This window comes from Flavobacterium hydrocarbonoxydans (genome assembly GCF_009789235.1).
GTDB lineage: Bacteria > Bacteroidota > Bacteroidia > Flavobacteriales > Flavobacteriaceae > Flavobacterium > Flavobacterium hydrocarbonoxydans.
Genome location: NZ_WSTB01000013.1, coordinates 76,368 through 97,519, shown reverse-complemented (window position 1 = coordinate 97,519; position 21,152 = coordinate 76,368). Strand labels below are relative to the sequence as shown.

18 protein-coding genes and 1 pseudogene are annotated in these 21,152 nt (G+C 34.8%); 10 read left to right on the top strand and 9 right to left on the bottom strand.

Translation table 11 applies throughout. The features are described from left to right. From GON26_RS19070 to GON26_RS19050, 5 genes and pseudogenes are all read right to left on the bottom strand, one after another. Positions 1–277: pseudogene (locus GON26_RS19070) on the bottom strand (glucosamine-6-phosphate deaminase); the annotation flags it as partial. A gap of 164 nt (positions 278–441) precedes the next feature. Next, the gene (locus tag GON26_RS19065) at positions 442–1,824 is read right to left on the bottom strand and encodes a sugar MFS transporter (protein ID WP_230407968.1); all 1,383 of its coding nucleotides are present in this window, start codon (positions 1,822–1,824) and stop codon (positions 442–444) included. 34 nt (positions 1,825–1,858) lie between these two features. Next, positions 1,859–2,785: an NAD-dependent epimerase/dehydratase family protein gene (locus GON26_RS19060; protein WP_202110903.1), complete on the bottom strand. Its 927-nt coding sequence runs from the start codon at positions 2,783–2,785 to the stop codon at positions 1,859–1,861. Between the two features lie 5 nt (positions 2,786–2,790). Continuing rightward, positions 2,791–3,894, bottom strand: a complete 1,104-nt coding sequence (locus GON26_RS19055; RefSeq protein ID WP_160376363.1) for a phosphotransferase enzyme family protein — start codon at positions 3,892–3,894, stop codon at positions 2,791–2,793. A gap of 1 nt (position 3,895) precedes the next feature. Further along, a complete protein-coding gene (locus tag GON26_RS19050) occupies positions 3,896–4,804 on the bottom strand; it encodes a sugar phosphate nucleotidyltransferase (RefSeq protein ID WP_160376362.1) in 909 nt (302 codons plus the stop codon). 319 nt (positions 4,805–5,123) lie between these two features. Between GON26_RS19050 and GON26_RS19045 the strand changes: the two genes are divergently transcribed. Then, entirely contained in the window at positions 5,124–6,164 is a 1,041-nt protein-coding gene (locus tag GON26_RS19045) for a LacI family DNA-binding transcriptional regulator (protein WP_160376361.1), read from the top strand. Here GON26_RS19045 and GON26_RS19040 read toward each other — a convergent pair whose 3' ends face one another. Next, positions 6,165–6,803 (bottom strand): sugar-binding protein, encoded by a 639-nt coding sequence (locus GON26_RS19040; protein WP_160376360.1) that lies wholly within the window; start codon positions 6,801–6,803, stop codon positions 6,165–6,167. It lies immediately after the preceding gene. A gap of 74 nt (positions 6,804–6,877) precedes the next feature. Then, positions 6,878–8,740: a T9SS type A sorting domain-containing protein gene (locus tag GON26_RS19035; RefSeq protein ID WP_160376359.1), complete on the bottom strand. Its 1,863-nt coding sequence runs from the start codon at positions 8,738–8,740 to the stop codon at positions 6,878–6,880. 669 nt (positions 8,741–9,409) lie between these two features. Between GON26_RS19035 and GON26_RS19030 the strand changes: the two genes are divergently transcribed. Next, positions 9,410–11,272, top strand: coding sequence for an ABC-F family ATP-binding cassette domain-containing protein (locus GON26_RS19030; RefSeq protein WP_160376358.1), 1,863 nt, complete (start codon positions 9,410–9,412; stop codon positions 11,270–11,272). A gap of 98 nt (positions 11,273–11,370) precedes the next feature. Here GON26_RS19030 and GON26_RS19025 read toward each other — a convergent pair whose 3' ends face one another. Continuing rightward, complete coding sequence (locus GON26_RS19025; RefSeq protein ID WP_160376357.1) at positions 11,371–11,835, bottom strand: DUF6252 family protein; 465 nt, start codon at positions 11,833–11,835, stop codon at positions 11,371–11,373. A gap of 438 nt (positions 11,836–12,273) precedes the next feature. Here GON26_RS19025 and GON26_RS19020 point away from each other — a divergent pair, with 438 nt between their 5' ends. After that, complete coding sequence (locus tag GON26_RS19020; RefSeq protein ID WP_160376356.1) at positions 12,274–12,741, top strand: FKBP-type peptidyl-prolyl cis-trans isomerase; 468 nt, start codon at positions 12,274–12,276, stop codon at positions 12,739–12,741. Positions 12,742–12,836: 95 nt separating this feature from the next. Further along, a complete protein-coding gene (locus tag GON26_RS19015) occupies positions 12,837–13,622 on the top strand; it encodes an O-methyltransferase (RefSeq protein WP_160376355.1) in 786 nt (261 codons plus the stop codon). A gap of 59 nt (positions 13,623–13,681) precedes the next feature. On the opposite strand, the gene GON26_RS19010 is transcribed toward GON26_RS19015, so the two are convergent. Then, a complete protein-coding gene (locus tag GON26_RS19010) occupies positions 13,682–14,338 on the bottom strand; it encodes a DUF6565 domain-containing protein (RefSeq protein ID WP_160376354.1) in 657 nt (218 codons plus the stop codon). A 312-nt stretch (positions 14,339–14,650) separates the two neighbouring features. Here GON26_RS19010 and GON26_RS19005 point away from each other — a divergent pair, with 312 nt between their 5' ends. From GON26_RS19005 to GON26_RS18980, 6 genes are all read left to right on the top strand, one after another. Further along, positions 14,651–15,337, top strand: a complete 687-nt coding sequence (locus GON26_RS19005; protein WP_160376353.1) for an ABC transporter ATP-binding protein — start codon at positions 14,651–14,653, stop codon at positions 15,335–15,337. 63 nt (positions 15,338–15,400) lie between these two features. Further along, on the top strand, positions 15,401–16,087 hold the full coding sequence (locus GON26_RS19000; RefSeq protein ID WP_160376352.1) for a transglutaminase domain-containing protein: 687 nt from the start codon (positions 15,401–15,403) through the stop codon (positions 16,085–16,087). 63 nt (positions 16,088–16,150) lie between these two features. Further along, a complete protein-coding gene (locus tag GON26_RS18995) occupies positions 16,151–16,720 on the top strand; it encodes a cob(I)yrinic acid a,c-diamide adenosyltransferase (protein ID WP_160376351.1) in 570 nt (189 codons plus the stop codon). Positions 16,721–16,960: 240 nt separating this feature from the next. Then, positions 16,961–17,182: a DUF2795 domain-containing protein gene (locus tag GON26_RS18990; protein WP_007138072.1), complete on the top strand. Its 222-nt coding sequence runs from the start codon at positions 16,961–16,963 to the stop codon at positions 17,180–17,182. An 87-nt stretch (positions 17,183–17,269) separates the two neighbouring features. Beyond that, positions 17,270–20,611 (top strand): preprotein translocase subunit SecA, encoded by a 3,342-nt coding sequence (gene secA / locus GON26_RS18985; protein ID WP_160376350.1) that lies wholly within the window; start codon positions 17,270–17,272, stop codon positions 20,609–20,611. Positions 20,612–20,746: 135 nt separating this feature from the next. Next, positions 20,747–21,124 (top strand): hypothetical protein, encoded by a 378-nt coding sequence (locus GON26_RS18980; protein ID WP_230407967.1) that lies wholly within the window; start codon positions 20,747–20,749, stop codon positions 21,122–21,124. Positions 21,125–21,152 lie beyond the last annotated feature (28 nt).

Genomic DNA, 21,152 nt, shown 5'->3' with positions numbered 1-21,152 from the left:
GATAATATTCATCCAGATTAAAACTAATGACGTTCTTAAAACTCAAACCTTCTTCTTTGTGCAAACGCACCAATTCTGCATACAAACCTTTTGGTGATGAACCCGTAGCAAGTCCTAAAATACAAGGCTTGTTTTCTTTTTGTTTTAATTGAATTAAAGCGGCAATTTCCTTCGCAACTGCTTTTGATGCTTCGCCCGAATTTTCAAAAACAACCGTATTGATGTTCTCGAATCGCTTCTCGAATCCTGTTGCTTTGTCGATTTTACTTTTTAACATTGTGACTGTATTTTTTATATTTTTTTCTTTATTTATAATCCTGCCTATCTGATTAAAAAAGGCATAAGTTGTGTATTAGCTCCATCAAATTGTATTTGAGTGCTTTAAAATTTTATTGAATCTGTTAATCTTAAAAATTAGTTCTGAAAAGAACCTTTTTATGTTCAGGCTTTACTCCAGCTTCTGTATTTATGACCTTTATAAGCAAAAAAGATAATCATAAAATAAGCCGGCAATAGTATTAAATACGCCCATTGATTGCCGCTTTTTGCTGTTTCTAAAGTTCCGGCAGCTTCATTTGCAGTGTTGATAGTATCCGCCAACAAACCATACAATAACGGAAAAACGGCACCGCCAATAATTCCCATAATTAATATTGCACCCCCAATTTTGGTATAACCTCCTAAATCCTGAAGAGCCATAGGCCAAATCGCCGGCCAGCAAAGTGCATTAGCCAATCCGAGTAAGGCTACCAAAATAATAATCAAAGGCAATTCTGGAAGTCCAGGCAGCTGCAGCATAATTTTTGGCGAAAGCAAAACAATTAATACTACCAAAATTGCGCCTAAAAAACCGGATACTTTTAAAGCTAAAACCTGAGAAACATATTTTGGAATAAGTGTAATTCCTAAAATATAGCCCACAACCATTGCCGTCATGGTAAACGAAGTCAGTTTAAGATAAAAAGAACCGCTGGCTCCGTACACCCCTAATTGTTTCCCAAAACCTCCAATAGAATCTCCGGCAAGAACCTCAGCAGCAATATAAACCATCAAAGTAATAACCCCAAAAACCAATTGTGGATGTTTGAATGCCGCTTTGATTTGTTTGAAAATACTTAGATGTGTCACTTGTCCTTCATCATCTAAATTGATTTCCGGAAGCGGGGAAAATTTTACCATAATGGCCAAAACCAGCATAATTGCAGCCATGTACATATAAGGTGTCTGCAATTGCAAAGCCAGTAAATCCAAAGCAGTTTCTTTCTGCCCCAAAGTCATCACCGCAATTTTGTCTGAAGAATAATCGCCAATGTTTGATAATACCAAAGAAGTCAATAATAACGGCGCCAGAAAACCGGCCAGTTTATTGGCTATCCCCAATACACTAATTCGGGCAGCGGCACTTTCGCGTGGACCAATTACCACAACATACGGATTTGCAGCCGTTTGCAAAACCGCCAAACCAGTTCCCATGACAAACAAAGCAATTAAAAAAAGACCAAAAGTGCGGGCTTCGGCAGCTGGATAAAACAGTAATGCTCCAACAGCTATCACCAATAACCCTAACGAAATTCCGTTTTTGTACCCTACTTTTTCTATTAAAAAAGAAGACGGAATTGCCATTACAAAATAAGCAATGTAAAAAGCAAAAGTCACGAAATACGATTGTGATTCGGTAAGTTCACAAGCTAATTTAAAAAATGGAATCAGCGGCCCGTTGAGCCAGGTTACGAATCCAAAAATAAAAAATAATGAAGTTAAAATAATCATTGGAATCAAAGTACTGCTCTGCTCCTTTTTTAAAGTAATATCGATTTGTGACATATTCTGGAATTGATTAAGATTAATATTCTGAAAATTATTTACTGACTAATTGCTGATGATAGAAAAGAATGGTTTCCTCCAGAGCCTGATCTATTGAATACTGGGGCTGAAAACCCAACTGATTAAATTTTTCAGGATTTGCCCTGGAATGTTTAATATCACCCGGCCGCTCGTCTAAAAATTTTATCTGCGATTTTGAATTGGTGATTTTTATGATTTTTTCGGCCAATTCCAAAACGGAAGTACTGTGACCTAAAGCAACATTGTACGTTTCGTTTCCTGCCTGAGAAGCCAGGATATTCGCTCTCACTACATCTTTTACATAAATAAAATCTCTGGTTTGCGATCCGTCTCCATAAATGGTTATCGGCTCGTTCTGAAGTGCCTTGCTGATAAAAATAGGCACTGCCGCCGCATACGCTGATTCCGGATTTTGGCGTGGACCAAAAACATTAAAATAACGTAAAGAGGCAGTTGGAACATCATATTGATCCAGATACATTTTTAAATAATATTCTCCATCGAGTTTGGTAACCGCATAAGGCGTCATAGGTTCCGGGGACATGGTTTCTACCTTTGGCAACACCGGATTATTACCGTAATTAGCCGCCGAAGTAGAAAGTACAACCTTGCAGCCTGCATTATTTTTTGCCGCTTCTAAAATATTGATGGTTCCGATCGTATTGATTTCGATGCATTCTCTGATTTTCAATAACGATTCTGGTACACTCACCAAAGCAGCCAGATGAAAAATAGCCTCTGCGCCACTTATGACTTCGTTGACCAAATTTTCATCACGAATATCTCCGTGTACAAAATCAACATTCAATCCAGTCAGATTTTCTTCGAATCCCGTTCTTAGACTATCCAGTACCGTAACCAGATGTCCTTCTTTCGATAAATATTCGGCGATGTGACTTCCTATAAAACCAGCTCCGCCCGTAATTACATATTTACTCATTGTATTTATTTTAATGATCCAATAAAGTTCAGATTGTATTCTTCCATTTCATTAAATTGTTCCGAGAGACTTTCAATCAATTTAAATTGATTTTTAGAACGATCCAGATTGTGTTCCGGATATTCTGTTTTATAATAGACATCATTATTTAAAAAATCGGTCAAAAATCGCAAAGCCATTATAAAAACCATTGTTTTTGCGCCCAGCGGAAGGTATTTTATTTCAAGTATCGAAAGCGATTTATTAGTTTTTTCTAAAAAGCCTTTTACATACGCTTTATAAAACTGCAAATTGAATTTTACCTGCTCCAGATTTTTCTCGTCTTCTGCCGCTGTATTGCAAATAGTTCGTATCGCATCACCAAAATCATAATGAATAATTCCCGGCATAACCGTATCTGTATCAATTACACAAAGTCCTTTTTGGTTGGTATCAAAAAGAGCATTTGAGATTTTGGTATCATTGTGCGTCACTCTGAGTTTTATTTTTCCGGTATCCTTTAGATTTTGCAGTACATGCATTTCCTCTTTTAAGTCCTGAACCAGCTGTATCAAATTTCTGGCTTGTTGAATTCTTTGTTCCGATGCTTCTTTTAGAGCACAGTCAAACTGGAAATAACGAAAAGCCATATTGTGAAAATCCGGAATTACTTCTGTCAGTTTTCGGGCATCAAAATCACTGGTCAGATTTAGAAATTCTCCAAACAGTTTTCCGCCTTCATAAGCAATTTCTTCATTGTTTACGGTTTCAAAAGTGATGCTTCCTTCAATATAAACCATTACATTCCAGAAATTTCCGTCAGTATCCTTATAATAAAAAACGCCTTTTTTGGTACCAATAAAAGTCAATACACGACGCTTGATATCGTCTTCGGATAAATGTTTTAATTTCTTAAGCAAATGTTTGCTTACGCTTACTTTATTTGCAATAAGTCCCGGGACATCTTTAAAAACGCCTTCATTAATTCGTTGCAAAATAAATTGTTTGCCACTTTCAGCTGTCACTAAGTATGTGTCATTGATATGACCTGATGACAGTTCCTCAAAAGTTTTAAAAACCTCGATGTGGTCAAACTGTTCGAATATAAATTTTAATTGTTCAGCTGCCATATTACCAGAGATTTGTTGGATAAACTTTTTGGGCTCTTAACTTTTCGATTTCTTTTTTTACAATTTCCTTATCCTCTTTATAGGTAACTCCAAACCATTTCGCATTTGACTGAAGCACTTCGACAGATGCATTATCTGATTTCAATATTTCATTTACAACAGATGTGATGAAAAATTCCGCTTTCAGGTCGTGTTCATTTTCTTTTAGGAATTCCTCAAAAAGAGCTCCTCCAAATTCAAAACACTTTGGCGTAAAGCCCCAAAAATTCATCGAAACAATTGTATTTTCATCAATCGGAATAAATTCGCCGTTATCATCCTTGCGTTTCAGTTCACCGTTTATTTTTTCGATATGGGTACGTTCCGTTACATCGGTCAGAAAATTATTTTCATCTACCTGACATTCACCTCTTGAAACAAAACCATGATCCGAAACCGTATTTTTAAGCAGATACGCCATCATATTAAAATTATAGGACTCCTTATCCATTTCGGTTAAAGCTTTAGCCATAATTTCGAAAGCTTCTTTGCCATAAAAATCATCTGCATTGATGATAGCAAAATTTTCGGTTACTTCATCTTTCGCCATTAATAAAGCGTGTCCTGTTCCCCATGGTTTTTTTCTTTCCGGGTTCTGATATTGTGGCGGTACCTTATCCAGTTCCTGAAAAACGTATCCTACTTCGGCTTTTCCTTCTAATTTTTTATTAAAAATCTCTTTGCATTCCTCTTCAATATTTTTACTTATAATAAAAACGAATTTTCCAAAACCCGCCTGCAACGCATCATATATCGAAAAATCCATTATTGTATCTCCTTCAGGAGTAAAGGTATCTAACTGCTTTAATCCTCCATATCGACTTCCAATACCTGCCGCCAAAATCACGAGAGTAGGTTTACTTTTGCTCATTTAAATAGTATTATTAATTGGTTATTGTATTTAATGTTTTTGTAATCTTTACGTATTATTTTCAATAAATTAATAGTAAGCTGAATTTGCAAAAGTTGATTTTTGAAAACTTATTTAATAAATTGAAAATAACTATCAATATGACATATTTTATGTTAATATCATGAACTATGTAATTAATATTCGGCTAAAATATATATTAATAATTTATAAAAAAAGGAATTTATGTTAAAATGTGCTCGAACACAATAAAAATGTTTTCGAACACATGTAATTTAATATTTTCTGATATTTGATTTTTATATATATTTGTTTTTATATGGAAAAAATTTATACAATTAAGGATATTGCAGAACTCGCAGGCGTTTCAAAAGGAACAGTTGATCGTGTTTTGCATAAAAGAGGAAAAGTGTCTGAAGATGCTCTAAAAAGAGTAAATGAAGTTTTGGCCAGTATTGATTATCAGCCCAATCTGATGGCACGAAGCTTAAAGAAAACACAAATTTATTCTATCTGTGTCCTTATTCCTGATTCGGCAAACGATCCTTATTGGCAGCCTTGTATTGATGGTATAAACGAGGCTAAAAAAGAATTTAAATCCTTTAATGTTAAAGTAGAAATTTTCCTTTTTGACCCAACAAGCACTTCCTCTTTTGTAGAAACAAACAAAAAAGTATTAGCTGCTTCCCCTGATGCCGTGTTATTAGTTCCTTTATTTCATAAAGAAGCCATTAATGCCATAGAAATCTACAACTCAAAAGGTATTATTTCGAGTATTTTTAATAATCAGCTCCAATCGAATGCGATAAAAAGTTTTGTTGGGCAGGATTTATTTCAAAGCGGCAGAATTGCAGCAAGACTTTTGGATTTACTGCTCAAAAAAGGCACCATTGCAATCGTTCATATTGATGAAGATTACGAAAATGCCATTCACATGCAGGAAAAAGAGAAGGGTTTTAGAGATTATTTTGATACGCTGGAAAACGGAAAATTTGAAATCAAAACTTTCAAAGTGAAACATCCGCAATTCAAGAGTACGCTGAAAGAATTCTTAGAATCGAATCCTGCTATCGAAGGTCTTTTTGTAACTACTTCAAAAGCGTATCAGGTGGCCAAAATTATATCCAAAAATCCGGAAAAGAAAATTGCACTTGTTGGCTATGACTTACTAGAAAACAATCTTGAATACCTGAACAATAAAACCATTGACTTTTTGATTCATCAAAATCCAAAAAGACAGGCTTATTTAGGAACAACCAGTCTGATTGAACATTTTATTTTTGAAAAAGAAATAGTAGCAGAAAAATTGCTGCCAATTGATATTGTGAATACCGAAAACGCAAAAGATTACTTTTCGTAATTAAAGAAGTAATGTTAGCGTTCCAAAAGAGCTTGCAATATGAAAATTGGGTGTCTCAGTAGTAGGATTCACCCATGAAATCCAGGTGGGTTTAAAGAGTTTATTTTCCTGAATGGTATATTTGGCTCTGTAAAATCCGGCTTCAATAGTATTATTTTTAATTAAATTAAAGTTTTTCAACGACTGAATACTGATTGCAATTTCAACCACAAAAAAATCTTTCTCAATCTTAGATTTTACCATCAAATCATTCTTAGGCCAATTCCAGTCAAAATCAAATTGCTTTTGCGGATAGGCTATAAAATCCATAATTCTGGACGTGGGATCTATTTCTAAACAATAATAAGGATTGAGTGCCGTATCGGTTCTGAAAAAAATTTCTACTCTGTCAGACTCCCCTATGCTATCAACAGAATCATCTTTACTGACAATATGAACATTGGTATCATATACTTTATAGTAAAAATAGATATTCTCTACATCCCATAAAGCACGTAATTCTATTTTTCCAGGTTCAACAGCATCCCAAGGCGAAACAAAATCGGTTAGTATTTCAGCCGTATCCCAAAGTGGGTTATTACCTAAACCATTTATTTTCAAAGTGTTTTCTTTGATAAAATTAACATTATAGTTTTTCATTCAAAAAAGATAAGGAAATTATAAACTAAAAATAAGGAACAAAAGAGAGGTTTCCCTTTTGTTCCTTCAATTCATTATTTTAAATATATTTTATGCTGAGTCGTCTCACCATCAGCGTTAATCTGAAGAATCACCAATTGCGATTTTACATTTAAATCTGAAACGACAATTCTAATGTTATTCACATCTTTATAATCTCCATTTAAAAGTGTTCTTCCGTTTAAATCCAATACTGTAAAACTAGCCGATTTTATACTGCTGGCAAAACTAACATTGATTTCTTCGGATGCCGGATTAGGAAATATAGAAAATACTGGTGCCATTTCTTCTGTTTTTTTAGTAGCAACAGCTGTTTTACCAGATGATCCAGTCTGCAATTCAGAACACCCTATATCGATGCGGCCGTTTCTTCTGCGCGTATCATCATCAAAATCCAATGTTCCAGAATACGTTGTATTGTAAGTAGGATCTCCTTTATCCCTGGCAAAAGCACCTGAAACTAATGTGAAATTAAAAGTAGAAGCATTTGTAAAACCAGGTAATCCAACTACCGAATTTACATCCTGTCCTGTCAATGTAGCAAACTGAGCCGGATTATAAGAACCGGTTGTAGAACTTCCGTTAAAGCTTACTCCGGTTAAATCGATGATAAAATCGGTTGTGCCTTCTCTGTAAAAAAGATTATAATTAGAAACAAAACTGGAAACAGTATAGCCATACGAAGCTAAAAGCGCTTTTTTATTGTTTGTCGCATACAATATATTGTTTTTGAAAGTAATGCCGGAACTATTCTGAAGGTGAACTTCGCCTCCGTAAATATCAGCAATAGTTCCTACTGCAACACCCGCAATGGTGGTCACGCCATTGATAACTGCTCCAGTTCTGTTTTTATAAAAAGTATTATTAAATATTTTTGTATTGCCCACACTGGTCGTATAACCGCTCCCGATAACACCTCCAAAAATAGCTCCGGTCACCACATTATTATACACCGAATTATTATTCACAATATGTCCTGTAGATGGGCCACCGTTTCCAGTAGCTGTATTTTGTTCGGCACCAACTGCCAGTCCAACACCGCATCTGTACACTTCATTTCTTTGTACGGTACAATTTAAAGCACCGTCTATATAAATTCCGGCACTATTGGCTACTGCGCTCATACAATTAAAAACCTCATTCGAAACAATAGTACCATTTCTGGCCTGATTATTACTCGTTGCTCCAGTCGAAGTATAATTTCCTGCAGCAACAATCCCGATATTGGCAATATCATATACCGTATTTCCCGAAACCGTAAAACCATTTACGTTACCGGTTATTGTTACAGCTTCACCCCAGCCTGTAGCACAATTGGCTACTTCATTATTTTCCAGTTTCACATTGGTAATTGCATAAGTTCCGTTTCCTCCATCGACTTTAATAGCATTGGCTACAATACCGCTATTCGCCGGAATCGAAGAAAGATTATTACTGATCCAGCCGATGTTTTTAACAATACAATTTTTTATGGTAATGTTATTCAGGTTAGCCGTAGCTCCGGAATTAGCCAAAACCCAAATTCCTTTACTGCCATTTGCAATTTTATTAGAAATCGTCAAACCATCAATAGTAACATTACTGGTATTTACAATCCCTAAAACATACGGATCTGTACTCGTCCAGCCAGAAGCATTGACAACTACAGCGCCTGAACCGCTTTTCTGAATCGTTAGTGGTTTTCCAACATAAATAGGCCCTGTAACCGGATAAGTTCCGGAGAGTACGATAACTGTCCCGCCAGAAGGTGCAACCTGAACTCCCTTAACAATGGTTTTAAATGGTAAGGCCGATGTACCTGTACCGGTAACGTCATTTCCGGTTGTGGAGACGTACGTCTGGGCGAAACCCTGTATAAAACACAATAAAAAAATAAATGTAATTTTCTTGATTTTCATAATTTGATATTTTAAAGATTAACAATTAAAAGAAAACTATAGTTAAATATTGCAATATTTCTAAGAAAGAAAACAAGCTTCATTTACTCCTTTCGCTTTAAAACCAAATTATTACATCCTAAAAAATAGTCTTAAATAGTTGATTTTAAATTTCATTTTTAACGTAAATACAAACTATAAAACAGCTTATTTCATTCGAATGTAAATAATGTAATTTGAATGACAATATAAAAATCAAAAAATATGTGTTCGAACACAAAAATAATAATATTTTTTAAATTTTGTAGTTATTTTCGTATAGTAAAATTGATGAAAAAGAATAAAAAACAAAATGTGTCTGAGCACATCTATTAAAAATACCACATACGCTTTTTATAAAACTCAAAAAATACTAATAAAAATTAGTGATTTTAATTTATTTAAAAAAACTTTAATCAATGAAAAGCAAAGTGTTTAATGCAACTAAACAAAATGATTAAAAAATATAATTCTCACTTGCGTTACCGTTGAAATTAGCCTCAAAAAAGATAACCAAAAGGTTTTTTTTTCTTTCCTTCAAAAAACTATCTTTGCAAAGTCAAAATTTATTCCTAATTAAAATTAGAGACCTAATAGTGACCTCTTAATTTTAATAATACCTAAAAGCTTTTTTTCAAGCTACTTAAGACTATGAATTACTTATCTGTAGAAAATATATCGAAATCATTTGGCGAGAGAACGCTTTTTGACAACATCTCCTTCGGAATCAACAAAGACCAGAAAATTGCTTTTATTGCCAAAAATGGTTCAGGAAAAACAACCATTATGAGCATTATCAATGGTCTGGATGAGCCTGACACAGGACAAGTTGTGTTGAGAAAAGGAATCCGTATGGCGTTTCTTTCGCAGGATAATAATCTACAGGAAGAGTTAACTATCGAAGAAAGCATTTTTGCTTCGGATAACGAAACTTTAAAAGTAATCGAAGCTTACGAAAAAGCATTAGAAAATCCGGACGACGAAGAAGCCTATCAAAAAGCTTTTGACGGAATGGACCAGCACAATGCCTGGGATTTCGAAACACAATACAAGCAAATCCTTTTCAAATTAAAGCTGGAAGATTTTAAATTGAAAGTTAAAAATCTTTCAGGAGGACAAAAAAAACGTCTTTCTCTTGCTATTATTCTAATCAATCGTCCTGATTTATTGATTTTGGATGAGCCAACCAATCACTTAGATTTAGAGATGATTGAATGGCTTGAAAGCTATTTTGCCAAAGAAAACATTACATTGTTTATGGTAACGCACGACCGTTTCTTTCTGGAGCGTGTCTGTAACGAAATCATTGAGTTAGACAACGGAAAATTATACCAATACAAAGGAAATTATTCCTATTATTTAGAGAAAAAAGAAGAAAGAATTACCTCTGAAAACGCCAGTGTTGACAAAGCCAAAAACTTATTTATAAAAGAATTAGAATGGATGCGCCGTCAGCCAAAAGCGAGGACAACAAAATCGAAATCGCGTCAGGATGATTTTTATGTAATTAAAGAAAAAGCGCAAAGCCGCCGCCGTGAGAATAAAGTAGAACTTGAAATCAATATGGAACGCATGGGGAGCAAGATTATCGAGCTTCACAAAATTTCGAAAAAATTCAAGGATCACGTTATTCTGGATAATTTTAGTTTTGATTTTCAGCGTGGAGAACGTATCGGAATTATTGGTAAAAACGGAACCGGAAAATCGACTTTCCTAAACCTTCTTACAGGAACACTGCCGCTTGATAGTGGACGCGTGGTAAAAGGTGACACCATCAAAATTGGATATTACACCCAATCCGGAATCAACCCGAAACCTAATCAGCGAGTTATCGATATCATCAAAGAATACGGCGAATTTATTCCGCTTGCAAAAGGCAGAATGATTTCGGCTTCGCAATTGTTGGAGCGTTTTCTTTTTGATGCCAAAAAACAATACGATTTTGTCGAAAAATTAAGCGGTGGCGAGTTAAAACGCTTGTATTTATGTACCGTTTTAATTCAGAATCCAAACTTCCTGATTCTCGATGAGCCCACAAACGATTTGGATATCGTGACTTTGAATGTTTTGGAAAGTTTCCTTTTGGATTATCCTGGATGTTTATTGGTAGTGTCGCACGACCGTTATTTCATGGATAAAATTGTCGATCATTTATTCATTTTTAGAGGAAAAGGCGAAATCGAAAATTTCCCAGGAAACTACTCTGATTTCCGTGCTTACGAAGACAGTGCCGATGTCGCTCAAAAAGAAGAAAACAAGGCCGAAAAGAAAGATTGGAAACAAAATAACCCAACTGGTAATCTGACTTTCAACGAGCAAAAAGAATATCAGAAACTCGAAAGAGAAATTAAAGACCTTGAAATTGACAAAACCAAAATCGAGCAATTATTCTCAGACGGAAAAGTAGCCGATGCCGATATCGAGAAAAAAGCAAACGAACTGCAAAATATCATCAACAAAATAGATCAGAAAGAAGAACGCTGGTTCGAGCTTTCGGCTAAAATAGAAGGATAACCTTCAGAAAATCTTAAAAGAAAAATCCCTTAACATCAAACGTTAAGGGATTTTTTATGTTTAATTTTAAACTAAAAAGATCTTTTTAGAAAACAGTACTAATCTTTCAAAATTCTAAAAGAACCCTCAGAAACAGTGTAATTCACATCATCAGTAGTGCCGCTAAAAGTAAAAGTTCCTTCCATTTTAGTATCGTTATTAACTGTAATATTGATCGTTCCTGATGTCCCGTGAAGATAAAATTCTGACGCATCATTTATGTAAAAAGAAGCTCCATAAGCATCCTCATTAGAGGGTTCATTCACAATCGCATGAGTTCCGGTTGTCACACTTAAAGGCAGCCAAAGCTGAATTCTGCGGTTACCATCCCCCATACCATCAATCATCATATTCAATGAAGTCGCAACGGCAGGATCATCATACGTATAACTTACATTATTAAATTTGTAGCTAATAAAAGCTTTTGTTTCATCCGCTACTTCATCATCATTATCACTGCTGCAAGAAGTAAAACTAAGCGCTGAAACGAATAAAACGGCTAATAGTAAAAAATGTTTTTTCATAATAAATTTTGATAGGTTACTTAAGATTTGATTTAAAATTTGTTTTTAATTCTCCCAATTTAATATATTTCGTAGCATATATCCAAAGCTTTTTTTACAAAAAACACTACAAAAATCATAATTACCAGTAGTATCTAATATTGACTTTCCATCAGCAGGGTGTGCCACCATCCCGACAAGAGGGCAATCTCACTTTGCGGTTATTCGCCCTCTTATCGGGATGGTGTCGGGCTATCCATGCTACTTCGGTAGCTTATTCCTATCCCTCACACGAGCTACACTTTGAGTCAAATTCAGGTCTGAAAATCTGATTAAATCATCTGCAAATTAAAATAACCATTCCGCAAAACCCCAGCGGCTGACATATTTATAACCTTATACATCAAACAAAACCTTTTTGAATTTTACTATATTTACGCCTTTTAAAACTTTAATACAATGAAACACCTACTAACAGCTTTTATCGCACTGACACTTTTTATTTCCTGCAACCCAGACAATCCTGAACCACAAATAGCAAAAGATTACACTGCTGAAAACGACAAAGAAATCACCGATTATATTGCTAAAAACAATTTAACCGCAGAAAAAACCGAAACTGGTTTATATTATATAATCGACGAACCCGGAGAAGGAACTCAACCTACGGCAACCTCTAATGTAACCGTTGCCTACAAAGGATATTACACAAACGGAACAGTATTCGATCAAAGCACTGATGCAGGAGTATCTTTCGGATTAAACGGGGTTATAAAAGGCTGGACAGAAGGCATCCCTTATTTTAAAACCGGAGGAAGCGGAAAATTATTAATCCCTTCGCATTTAGGATACGGAAGTTTTGATTACAGAGGAATACCCGGAGGTTCTGTACTTATTTTTGATGTAAAACTGATTGCTGTTAATTAAATAAAACACACCAAAATTCACAGAAATAATATAGCACTCTACCTTTATTTCTGTGAATCTTCGTGATTTCTTTGTGAATCTTTGCGAAACAAAACATGCTATTTCAAATACAATCATACTTAAAATTCCTTTGGCATTCCAAAAACGAACATGCTGTGCACTCGCCTTTTGTTTTTAATTTGCTGACAAAATGTTTTTACGACAGAAAACCAAAACCAGAATATAGTATTCTAAAAAAATACCGAAAATCACTTTTAGAAAATAAAAATTTCATCGAAGTAACCGATTTTGGCGCAGGTTCGAAAGTATTTAAATCGAATAAAAGGCAAATTGCCAAAGTTGCCAAAACAGCCGGAATTTCCAGAAAACGAGCCGAATTATTATTTCGGGTTACACATTACTTTCAGCCAAAAAACATTTTAGAAATAGGAACTTCTTTAGGACTGGCTACCTCTGCCCTGGCTTTAGGAAATCCGAAAGCAAAAGTAATTACATTAGAAGGCTGTCCCCAAACAGCCAATCAATGTCAATTACAATTTCAAAAATTCAATTTCAAAAACATTGAAAGTGAAATAACTGAATTTTCAAACTATTTACAACTCACAACTCACATCTCACATCTCACCACTTTCAATCTAATATACTTTGACGGCAATCATTCCAAAAAAGCAACTTTAGACTATTTCGAACTTTTGCTGCCTACCATTGATAATGATTCAGTCTGGATTTTTGACGACATACATTGGTCTGCAGATATGGAAGAAGCCTGGGAAACCATTAAAAAGCATCCCAAAGTAAAAGTTACCATTGATACTTTTCAATGGGGATTTGTGTTCTTTAGATACGAACAGCCTAAAGAACATTTTATAATTCGGGCATAAAAAAAATGACAACCATTGCTGATTGTCATTTTTTTACTAATTCAATTTAAAAATTGATATTATTTTTTAGCATCTGCATTTTCATCAGATTTAGCTCCCATTCTGTTCAAAGTGTACATTGGAGCAAATTTCAATTTCAAACCAGAGATTTTTCTATTGTCTTCAGATGAAAGTCCTTCTTTTTCAACCGTATTTTTACGACTATCCAAGGCTTCATACATTAATTTAATTTCGTCCCAGTCTTCACGAGAATAACTGTCTTTGTTATTTTCTACCGTATGAACAAATTGTTGGTAAACACTATGTATGTTTTGTGCATTTACCCATGAAAAACTCATGTCTTCACCAATTTTTCCTTCACCAAACAAAGCGTTACGCAATTGTTGTTTCGAAGATGGAGCTGGTGTAAAAAGAGCTGTCATTTCGTCTTTAAACTCCTCATACTTCACTTTACTAGTGTTGATTTTTTCAGTAGCAACCGAATTATCTTTGATATCCGCCAATGCTAATTGAGCTTCCTCTGCTCTTCTGTCGTATTCAGCTTCAACTGCAGCCCAATCCGCTTTCAAATCATCTGTTTTAACATTTTTTACTGAATCAACATACGCAACGTACGAATCGATTTTCTTTTCAGCCTGTTCTTGTTTTTCATCTTTACATGATGTAAAACCCAATACAATTAATGCAATTCCTGATACAATTTTAATATTTTTCATAATCTTGATTATTTAAAGTTATAGAGCAAATATAGTTAAATATTTGATATATTTTAAATAATTATTAAAAATTTAATCTTTTTTATAAATTAAATTCAGTAAAATTATTAAAAAATGATAATTATATAATAATAATTTAAAATCATGTAACATTCTTTTTGGTTTTCGAATTATAGTATTTTAAAAGAGTTTCATAAAATCAAAAAGCAAGTTTTCATGACAATGAATCAATTGTAACAAAAATCAATTTTAAGCTACTTACCAATTATTGAAAAGTGTTTTGTACTTTTAAATCCAAAATTGTAAACCGAAATGGCAAATCCATTAATTAAAATAACTGACATCAAGCGAAATTTTGTTCTGGGAAATGAAATCGTATATGTCTTAAAAGGAATAGATTTAGAAATCAACAAAGGCGAATACGTTGCGCTGATGGGACCTTCCGGTTCCGGAAAATCGACTTTAATGAATTTATTAGGTTGTTTGGACACCCCAACTTCCGGACATTATGTTTTAAACGGAAAAGATGTCAGCCAAATGAAAGATGATGAATTGGCCGGAATTAGAAACAAGGAAATTGGATTCGTATTTCAAACATTCAATCTTTTACCAAGAACAACAGCGCTTGACAACGTAGCGTTACCTATGATATATGCCGGACATTCTAAAACCGAAAGAAATACGCGTGCGGTAGAAGTTTTAAAACAGGTGAATCTTGCCGACAGAATGGATCACCAGCCCAATCAGCTTTCAGGAGGACAACGTCAGCGTGTGGCTATTGCCCGTGCTTTGGTTAATAAACCTTCGATTATTTTAGCCGATGAGCCTACAGGAAACTTAGACAGTAAAACTTCGGTAGAAATCATGAAGCTTTTTGGCGATATTCATGCTCAGGGAAACACGGTAATTCTGGTAACACACGAAGAAGATATTGCAGCTTACGCTCATCGCGTAATTCGTTTAAGAGACGGAGTGATTGAGAGCGACACGACGAAATAATTTTAGATTTCTGATTTTAGATTTTAGATTGTTTATTTTGCCCCAAAATATTTTATTTTAAAAATGAAAAAAATCACCTACTTATTTATTTTATTTTTTACTATTTCTATTCATGCTCAAAATCAGACTTTCTATAGACTAATCGAACATGTAGAGAAAACGCCTGAATCTGAGGCTAAAGACATTGGTACTTTAAGCAAATATTTAGCAAAAGGAGCCAAAACCAAAAAAGAACTCGTACAATTAATCTATTACTGGATCGCATTAAATATCGAGTACGACACTGAGGCATTTCAAAACAATACAACAGGCGATGTCTCTGCAGCAACTACTTTTCTCAATAAAAAAACAGTCTGTTCGGGTTATGCGAATTTGTTTAAAGAAATCTGCAATCATTCAAAAATAAAATGTGACGTAATAAACGGCTACGCTAAAGGAAATGGCTACAAAGGAGGTTTTTTAGAACAAACAAATCACACCTGGAATGTTGTTAAAATGGATGACAAATGGGAATTTATAGATGTAACCTGGGGTGCGGGAGAGTGTTATGAGGATATGAACGGAAAATTAACATTCAAGAAAAAACTATGTCCCCGTTATTTATTAGAAAGCCCGGAAGATTTTATTTTAGAACATTTACCAGAAAATCCGGAATGGCAACTTTTAGAAGAACAAATTACAATGGACTATTTTTTTAGTAAAGAAATGGAACTAAAGAGGCTAGATAAAAACGGAATACTAATTAATTAAAATCTAAGAATTAAAACTCCAGCTTTTCAATCTAAAATCATAAATCTACAATCTAAAATAAAAATGAAAGTATATACCAAAACAGGAGACAAAGGAACTACGGCTCTTTTTGGAGGCACACGAGTTCCTAAAGATCACATTCGGATTGACAGTTACGGAACTGTTGACGAACTGAACTCTTATATAGGTCTTATTCGCGATCAGGAAATCGACTTACATTATAAAACTATTTTAATCGAAATTCAGGACAGATTATTTACCGTTGGTGCAATTCTGGCAACTCCACAAGAAAAAGAGGTTTTGAAAAACGGTGAACTCCGATTGAAAAATCTGGGCATCATTGATACTGATATTGAATTATTAGAAAACGAAATTGACAAAATGGAAGAATCGCTTCCGCAGATGACGCATTTTGTTTTACCCGGAGGCCATCAAACTGTGTCATATTGTCATATTGCCCGCTGCGTTTGCCGTCGTGCAGAGCGTCTGGCAGTACATTTAAGCCATAATGAGCACGTTCCGGAAATAGCCATTAGGTACTTAAACCGACTTTCTGACTACCTTTTTGTCTTGGCACGGAAGTTGTCTTCTGACTTAAAAGCGGAGGAAGTGAAATGGATTCCGAGGAAATAAAATTTTCTTAAAATTCCAATTTCTTAAACCCCAAATTCCAAGGAAAAATTAAAAATTCTGGGAATTTAAATAATATAGAAATCCCCAAATAGTAGCAATTTTCAAGTTCCTTTTTTGGAATTTGGAATTTAATTTTTGGAATTTCAAGAGGACGTTCTTAAATTTTATTAAAATAAATCGATTTTTACTTGTTTTTTTCAGTAAAAAATTTATTTTTGCACAAACTAAACGAGATAACAAATGTATTGGACATTAGAATTAGCATCTTATTTAAGTGATGCGCCATGGCCTGCTAACAAAGATGAACTTATTGACTACGCTATTAGAGCTGGTGCTCCGTTAGAAGTAGTAGAAAACCTTCAGTCTATCGAAGATGAAGGCGAGATATATGAATCAATGGAAGAAATTTGGCCTGATTATCCAACAGACGAAGATTATCTTTGGAATGAGGATGAATATTAAAAAATAAACCAAAGGAAAAAGTCTCATCACAGAGGCTTTTTTTTTGGTTCAAATACACATTTACATAAAATAGAAATATAACAAATCATGAGTTTCATAAACAGTATCATAAAAGTCTTTGTAGGTGATAAATCACAGAAAGATGTCAAAGCTTTACAACCTTACTTAAACAAAATTAAAACTTTCGAAACTAGCTTAATGAGTTTGTCTCATGACGAACTGAGAGCCAGAACCGCATTTTTTAAAGAAAAAATAAAAGAAGCCAGAGCAGATAAAGATGCTAAAATTGCTTCGCTTAAAGCAGAAGTAGAAAACATCGAGGACATCGACAAAAGAGAAGACCTTTATGAAGCGATTGATGCTCTTGAGAAAGAAGCGTATGAAATTTCAGAAAAAACGTTGATGGAAATCCTTCCGGAAGCATTTTCTGTGGTTAAAGAAACGGCTCGTCGTTTTAAAGACAATGAGTTTATCGAAGTTACAGCTACTCCAAAAGACAGGGAATTATCTGCTACAAAAACGTATATTACTATTGAAGGTGACAAAGCTACCTGGGCAAACAAATGGAATGCTGCTGGTAAAGAAATCACCTGGGACATGATTCACTACGACGTACAGTTGATTGGTGGAATGGTGTTGCACGAAGGTAAAGTTGCCGAAATGCAAACGGGTGAAGGTAAAACGTTGGTAGCAACCTTACCACTTTACTTAAATGCCTTGACAGGAAACGGTGTTCACTTGGTAACGGTGAATGACTACTTAGCAAAACGTGATAGTACCTGGAAAGCGCCATTATTCGAATTCCACGGTTTGACTGTTGATTGTATCGATAATCACCAGCCAAGTACGGCAGAAAGAAAAAAAGCCTACGATGCTGATATTACTTATGGTACCAACAACGAATTTGGTTTTGACTACCTAAGAGATAACATGGCGCACTCGCCAAATGATTTGGTTCAGAGAAAACACAATTATGCGATTGTCGATGAGGTCGATTCGGTATTGATTGATGATGCCAGAACACCATTGATTATTTCAGGACCGGTACCGCAAGGAGATCGCCATGAGTTTAATGAACTGAAACCAAAAATCGAAAACTTAGTTTCGCAACAACGTCAGTTAGCGAATGGTTTCTTAGCTGAAGCTAAAAAATTAATCAAAGAAGGAAACACTAAAGAAGGTGGTTTCTTATTATTGAGAGCGTACAGAAGTTTACCTAAAAATAAAGCATTAATTAAATTTTTGAGTGAAGAAGGAATCAAACAATTGCTTCAAAAAACCGAAAATCAATACATGCAGGACAACAATCGCGAAATGCACAAGGTTGATGAAGCTTTGTATTTTGTAATTGAAGAAAAAAACAATCAGGTAGAATTGACTGATAATGGGATCCAATACCTTTCAGGCGATACCGATTCAGACTTTTTCGTACTTCCGGATATCGGAACTGAAATTGCTGCTATCGAAAAACAAAAATTAGATAAAGACGCAGAAGCTGAAGCGAAAGAAAGATTATTCCAGGATTTTGGAGTAAAAAGCGAGCGTATCCACACATTAACTCAACTTTTGAAAGCTTATGCTTTGTTCGAAAAAGATGTAGAATATGTAATCATGGACAACAAAATTATGATTGTCGATGAGCAAACAGGTCGTATCATGGACGGCCGTCGTTATTCTGACGGATTGCACCAGGCGATTGAAGCGAAAGAAAATGTAAAAATCGAAGCTGCAACTCAAACTTTTGCAACAGTTACTTTGCAGAATTATTTCAGAATGTACAGCAAACTAGGTGGAATGACCGGTACTGCTGTTACAGAAGCGGGAGAGTTATGGCAAATCTATAAATTAGATGTGGTTGAAATTCCAACTAACCGTGGAATTGCAAGACAAGACAAAGAAGATTATATCTACAAAACAACCCGTGAGAAATTCAACGCCGTTATCGAAGATGTAACCGAATTATCAAAAGCAGGAAGACCAGTATTGATTGGAACAACTTCTGTTGAGATTTCAGAATTATTAAGCAGAATGTTGAAGATGAGAGGTGTAACTCACAACGTTTTGAATGCAAAAATGCACAAACAAGAAGCACAAATTGTTGAAGAAGCTGGTAAAGCCGGAGTAGTAACAATTGCAACCAATATGGCTGGTCGTGGTACCGATATTAAATTGACTCCAGAAGTAAAAGCTGCAGGAGGTTTAGCAATTGTGGGTACAGAGCGTCATGATTCCCGTCGTGTTGACAGACAGTTACGTGGTCGTGCAGGACGTCAGGGAGATCCGGGAAGTTCTCAATTCTATGTTTCTCTTGAAGATAACTTAATGCGTTTATTTGGTTCTGAAAGAGTGGCAAAAGTAATGGATAGAATGGGATTACAGGAAGGTGAAGTGATTCAGCATTCTATGATGACCAAATCTATCGAGCGTGCTCAGAAAAAAGTAGAAGAAAATAACTTTGGTGTTCGTAAACGTTTATTAGAATATGATGACGTTATGAACTCGCAACGTGAAGTAGTGTACAAACGTCGTCGTCACGCTTTATTTGGTGAGCGTTTGAAACTGGATATCGCGAATATGTTGTACGATACCTGCGAGTTGATCGTAAGCCAGACAAAACCAATCAATGATTTCAAAAATTTCGAATTTGATTTGATTCGTTATTTCTCCATCACTTCTCCAATTTCAGAAGCTGATTTCGCGAAATTATCTGATATGGAAATCACAGGAAAAATTTACAAAGAAACTTTAGCTTTCTATACGGAGAAAACAGAAAGAAGTGCGAGAGAAGCTTTCCCAATTATCAAAGGAGTTTACGAAGAGCCAAACAATCATTTTGAGCGTATTGTAGTGCCGTTTACAGACGGAATCAAAACATTGAATGTGGTTACGGATCTGAAAGCTGCTTACGATTCTCAAGGAGCGCAATTGATTGCTGATTTCGAAAAAAACATCACACTTTCTATTGTTGATGAAGCCTGGAAAAAACATTTACGCAAAATGGACGAATTGAAACAATCTGTTCAATTAGCCGTTCACGAACAAAAAGATCCATTGCTTATCTACAAATTAGAAGCTTTCAACTTGTTTAGAGGAATGTTGGATAACGTAAACAAAGAAGTAATTTCATTCTTGTTCAAAGGTGATTTGCCCGCTCAAAACGTTCCGGAAATTCATGAAGCAAGAGAAGTTCGTCAGCAGGAAAATTTACAATTAAGCAAAGACGAAATCGTTAATAGCGAAGAAATCAACCGCGAAGCTGGACAAACGCAACAACGTCAGGTTACGGAAACTATCGTAAGAGATATGCCAAAAATCAACCGTAATGACACTGTAACCGTTCAGGAAGTTGCGACAGGTAAAACCGAAACAATGAAATTTAAAAAAGCAGAAACTTTAATCGCTAATGGCGAATGGGTTCTGGTTAAATAATGAATTTCTAAACAAATACATTTCAAATCCCCAATTACAAAAGTAGTTGGGGATTTTTTTTTGCAAAAAAACTAATATTTATTCTTTCTAAAACGAATAAAATGTATTTTTGCGCTTGAAACAACGAAACAACTTTTGAAAAAGTTACTCATCATATTTCTTTCCTGTATGCTTTTAATGCCAACCTTTGGCAGTTTCTTTGTTTATACGGCATTCAAATTAAATCAGGAAGAAATCGCAAAGACTATTTGTGTACAGCGAAAAATGGTTTTTAATAGTTGTAATGGTCGATGTGATCTTCAAAAAAGCTTAAAAAAATATTCGGATAACGAAAAAAAGATGGAAAACAATCTAAAAGAAAAGGTAGAGATTGTTTACATCCAGAATATAGCTGCACCCCACTTTAAAGTTATAGAAATCATTGAATCTCAGGATAGAATTTTTCCTGCTGCAGCTAAAAAGCCAATCTCGGTTTCGATTGCTACTTTTCACCCTCCATCCTATTTTATATAATTTTTAATCACGCATTTCAATACGTTTT

What these genes read in the sequence shown, in the direction of transcription:
- secA (WP_160376350.1), top strand. Translation starts at nt 17,270, where the DNA reads ATGAGTTTCATAAACAGTATCATAAAAGTCTTTGTAGGTGATAAATCA.
- GON26_RS19025 (WP_160376357.1), bottom strand. Translation starts at nt 11,835, where the DNA reads ATGAAAAAACATTTTTTACTATTAGCCGTTTTATTCGTTTCAGCGCTT.
- GON26_RS18990 (WP_007138072.1), top strand. Translation starts at nt 16,961, where the DNA reads ATGTATTGGACATTAGAATTAGCATCTTATTTAAGTGATGCGCCATGG.
- GON26_RS19050 (WP_160376362.1), bottom strand. Translation starts at nt 4,804, where the DNA reads ATGAGCAAAAGTAAACCTACTCTCGTGATTTTGGCGGCAGGTATTGGA.
- GON26_RS19000 (WP_160376352.1), top strand. Translation starts at nt 15,401, where the DNA reads ATGAAAAAAATCACCTACTTATTTATTTTATTTTTTACTATTTCTATT.
- GON26_RS19035 (WP_160376359.1), bottom strand. Translation starts at nt 8,740, where the DNA reads ATGAAAATCAAGAAAATTACATTTATTTTTTTATTGTGTTTTATACAG.
- GON26_RS19015 (WP_160376355.1), top strand. Translation starts at nt 12,837, where the DNA reads ATGCTATTTCAAATACAATCATACTTAAAATTCCTTTGGCATTCCAAA.
- GON26_RS19065 (WP_230407968.1), bottom strand. Translation starts at nt 1,824, where the DNA reads ATGTCACAAATCGATATTACTTTAAAAAAGGAGCAGAGCAGTACTTTG.
- GON26_RS18995 (WP_160376351.1), top strand. Translation starts at nt 16,151, where the DNA reads ATGAAAGTATATACCAAAACAGGAGACAAAGGAACTACGGCTCTTTTT.
- GON26_RS19040 (WP_160376360.1), bottom strand. Translation starts at nt 6,803, where the DNA reads ATGAAAAACTATAATGTTAATTTTATCAAAGAAAACACTTTGAAAATA.
- GON26_RS19010 (WP_160376354.1), bottom strand. Translation starts at nt 14,338, where the DNA reads ATGAAAAATATTAAAATTGTATCAGGAATTGCATTAATTGTATTGGGT.
- GON26_RS19055 (WP_160376363.1), bottom strand. Translation starts at nt 3,894, where the DNA reads ATGGCAGCTGAACAATTAAAATTTATATTCGAACAGTTTGACCACATC.
- GON26_RS19030 (WP_160376358.1), top strand. Translation starts at nt 9,410, where the DNA reads ATGAATTACTTATCTGTAGAAAATATATCGAAATCATTTGGCGAGAGA.
- GON26_RS19020 (WP_160376356.1), top strand. Translation starts at nt 12,274, where the DNA reads ATGAAACACCTACTAACAGCTTTTATCGCACTGACACTTTTTATTTCC.
- GON26_RS19060 (WP_202110903.1), bottom strand. Translation starts at nt 2,785, where the DNA reads ATGAGTAAATATGTAATTACGGGCGGAGCTGGTTTTATAGGAAGTCAC.
- GON26_RS19005 (WP_160376353.1), top strand. Translation starts at nt 14,651, where the DNA reads ATGGCAAATCCATTAATTAAAATAACTGACATCAAGCGAAATTTTGTT.
- GON26_RS19045 (WP_160376361.1), top strand. Translation starts at nt 5,124, where the DNA reads ATGGAAAAAATTTATACAATTAAGGATATTGCAGAACTCGCAGGCGTT.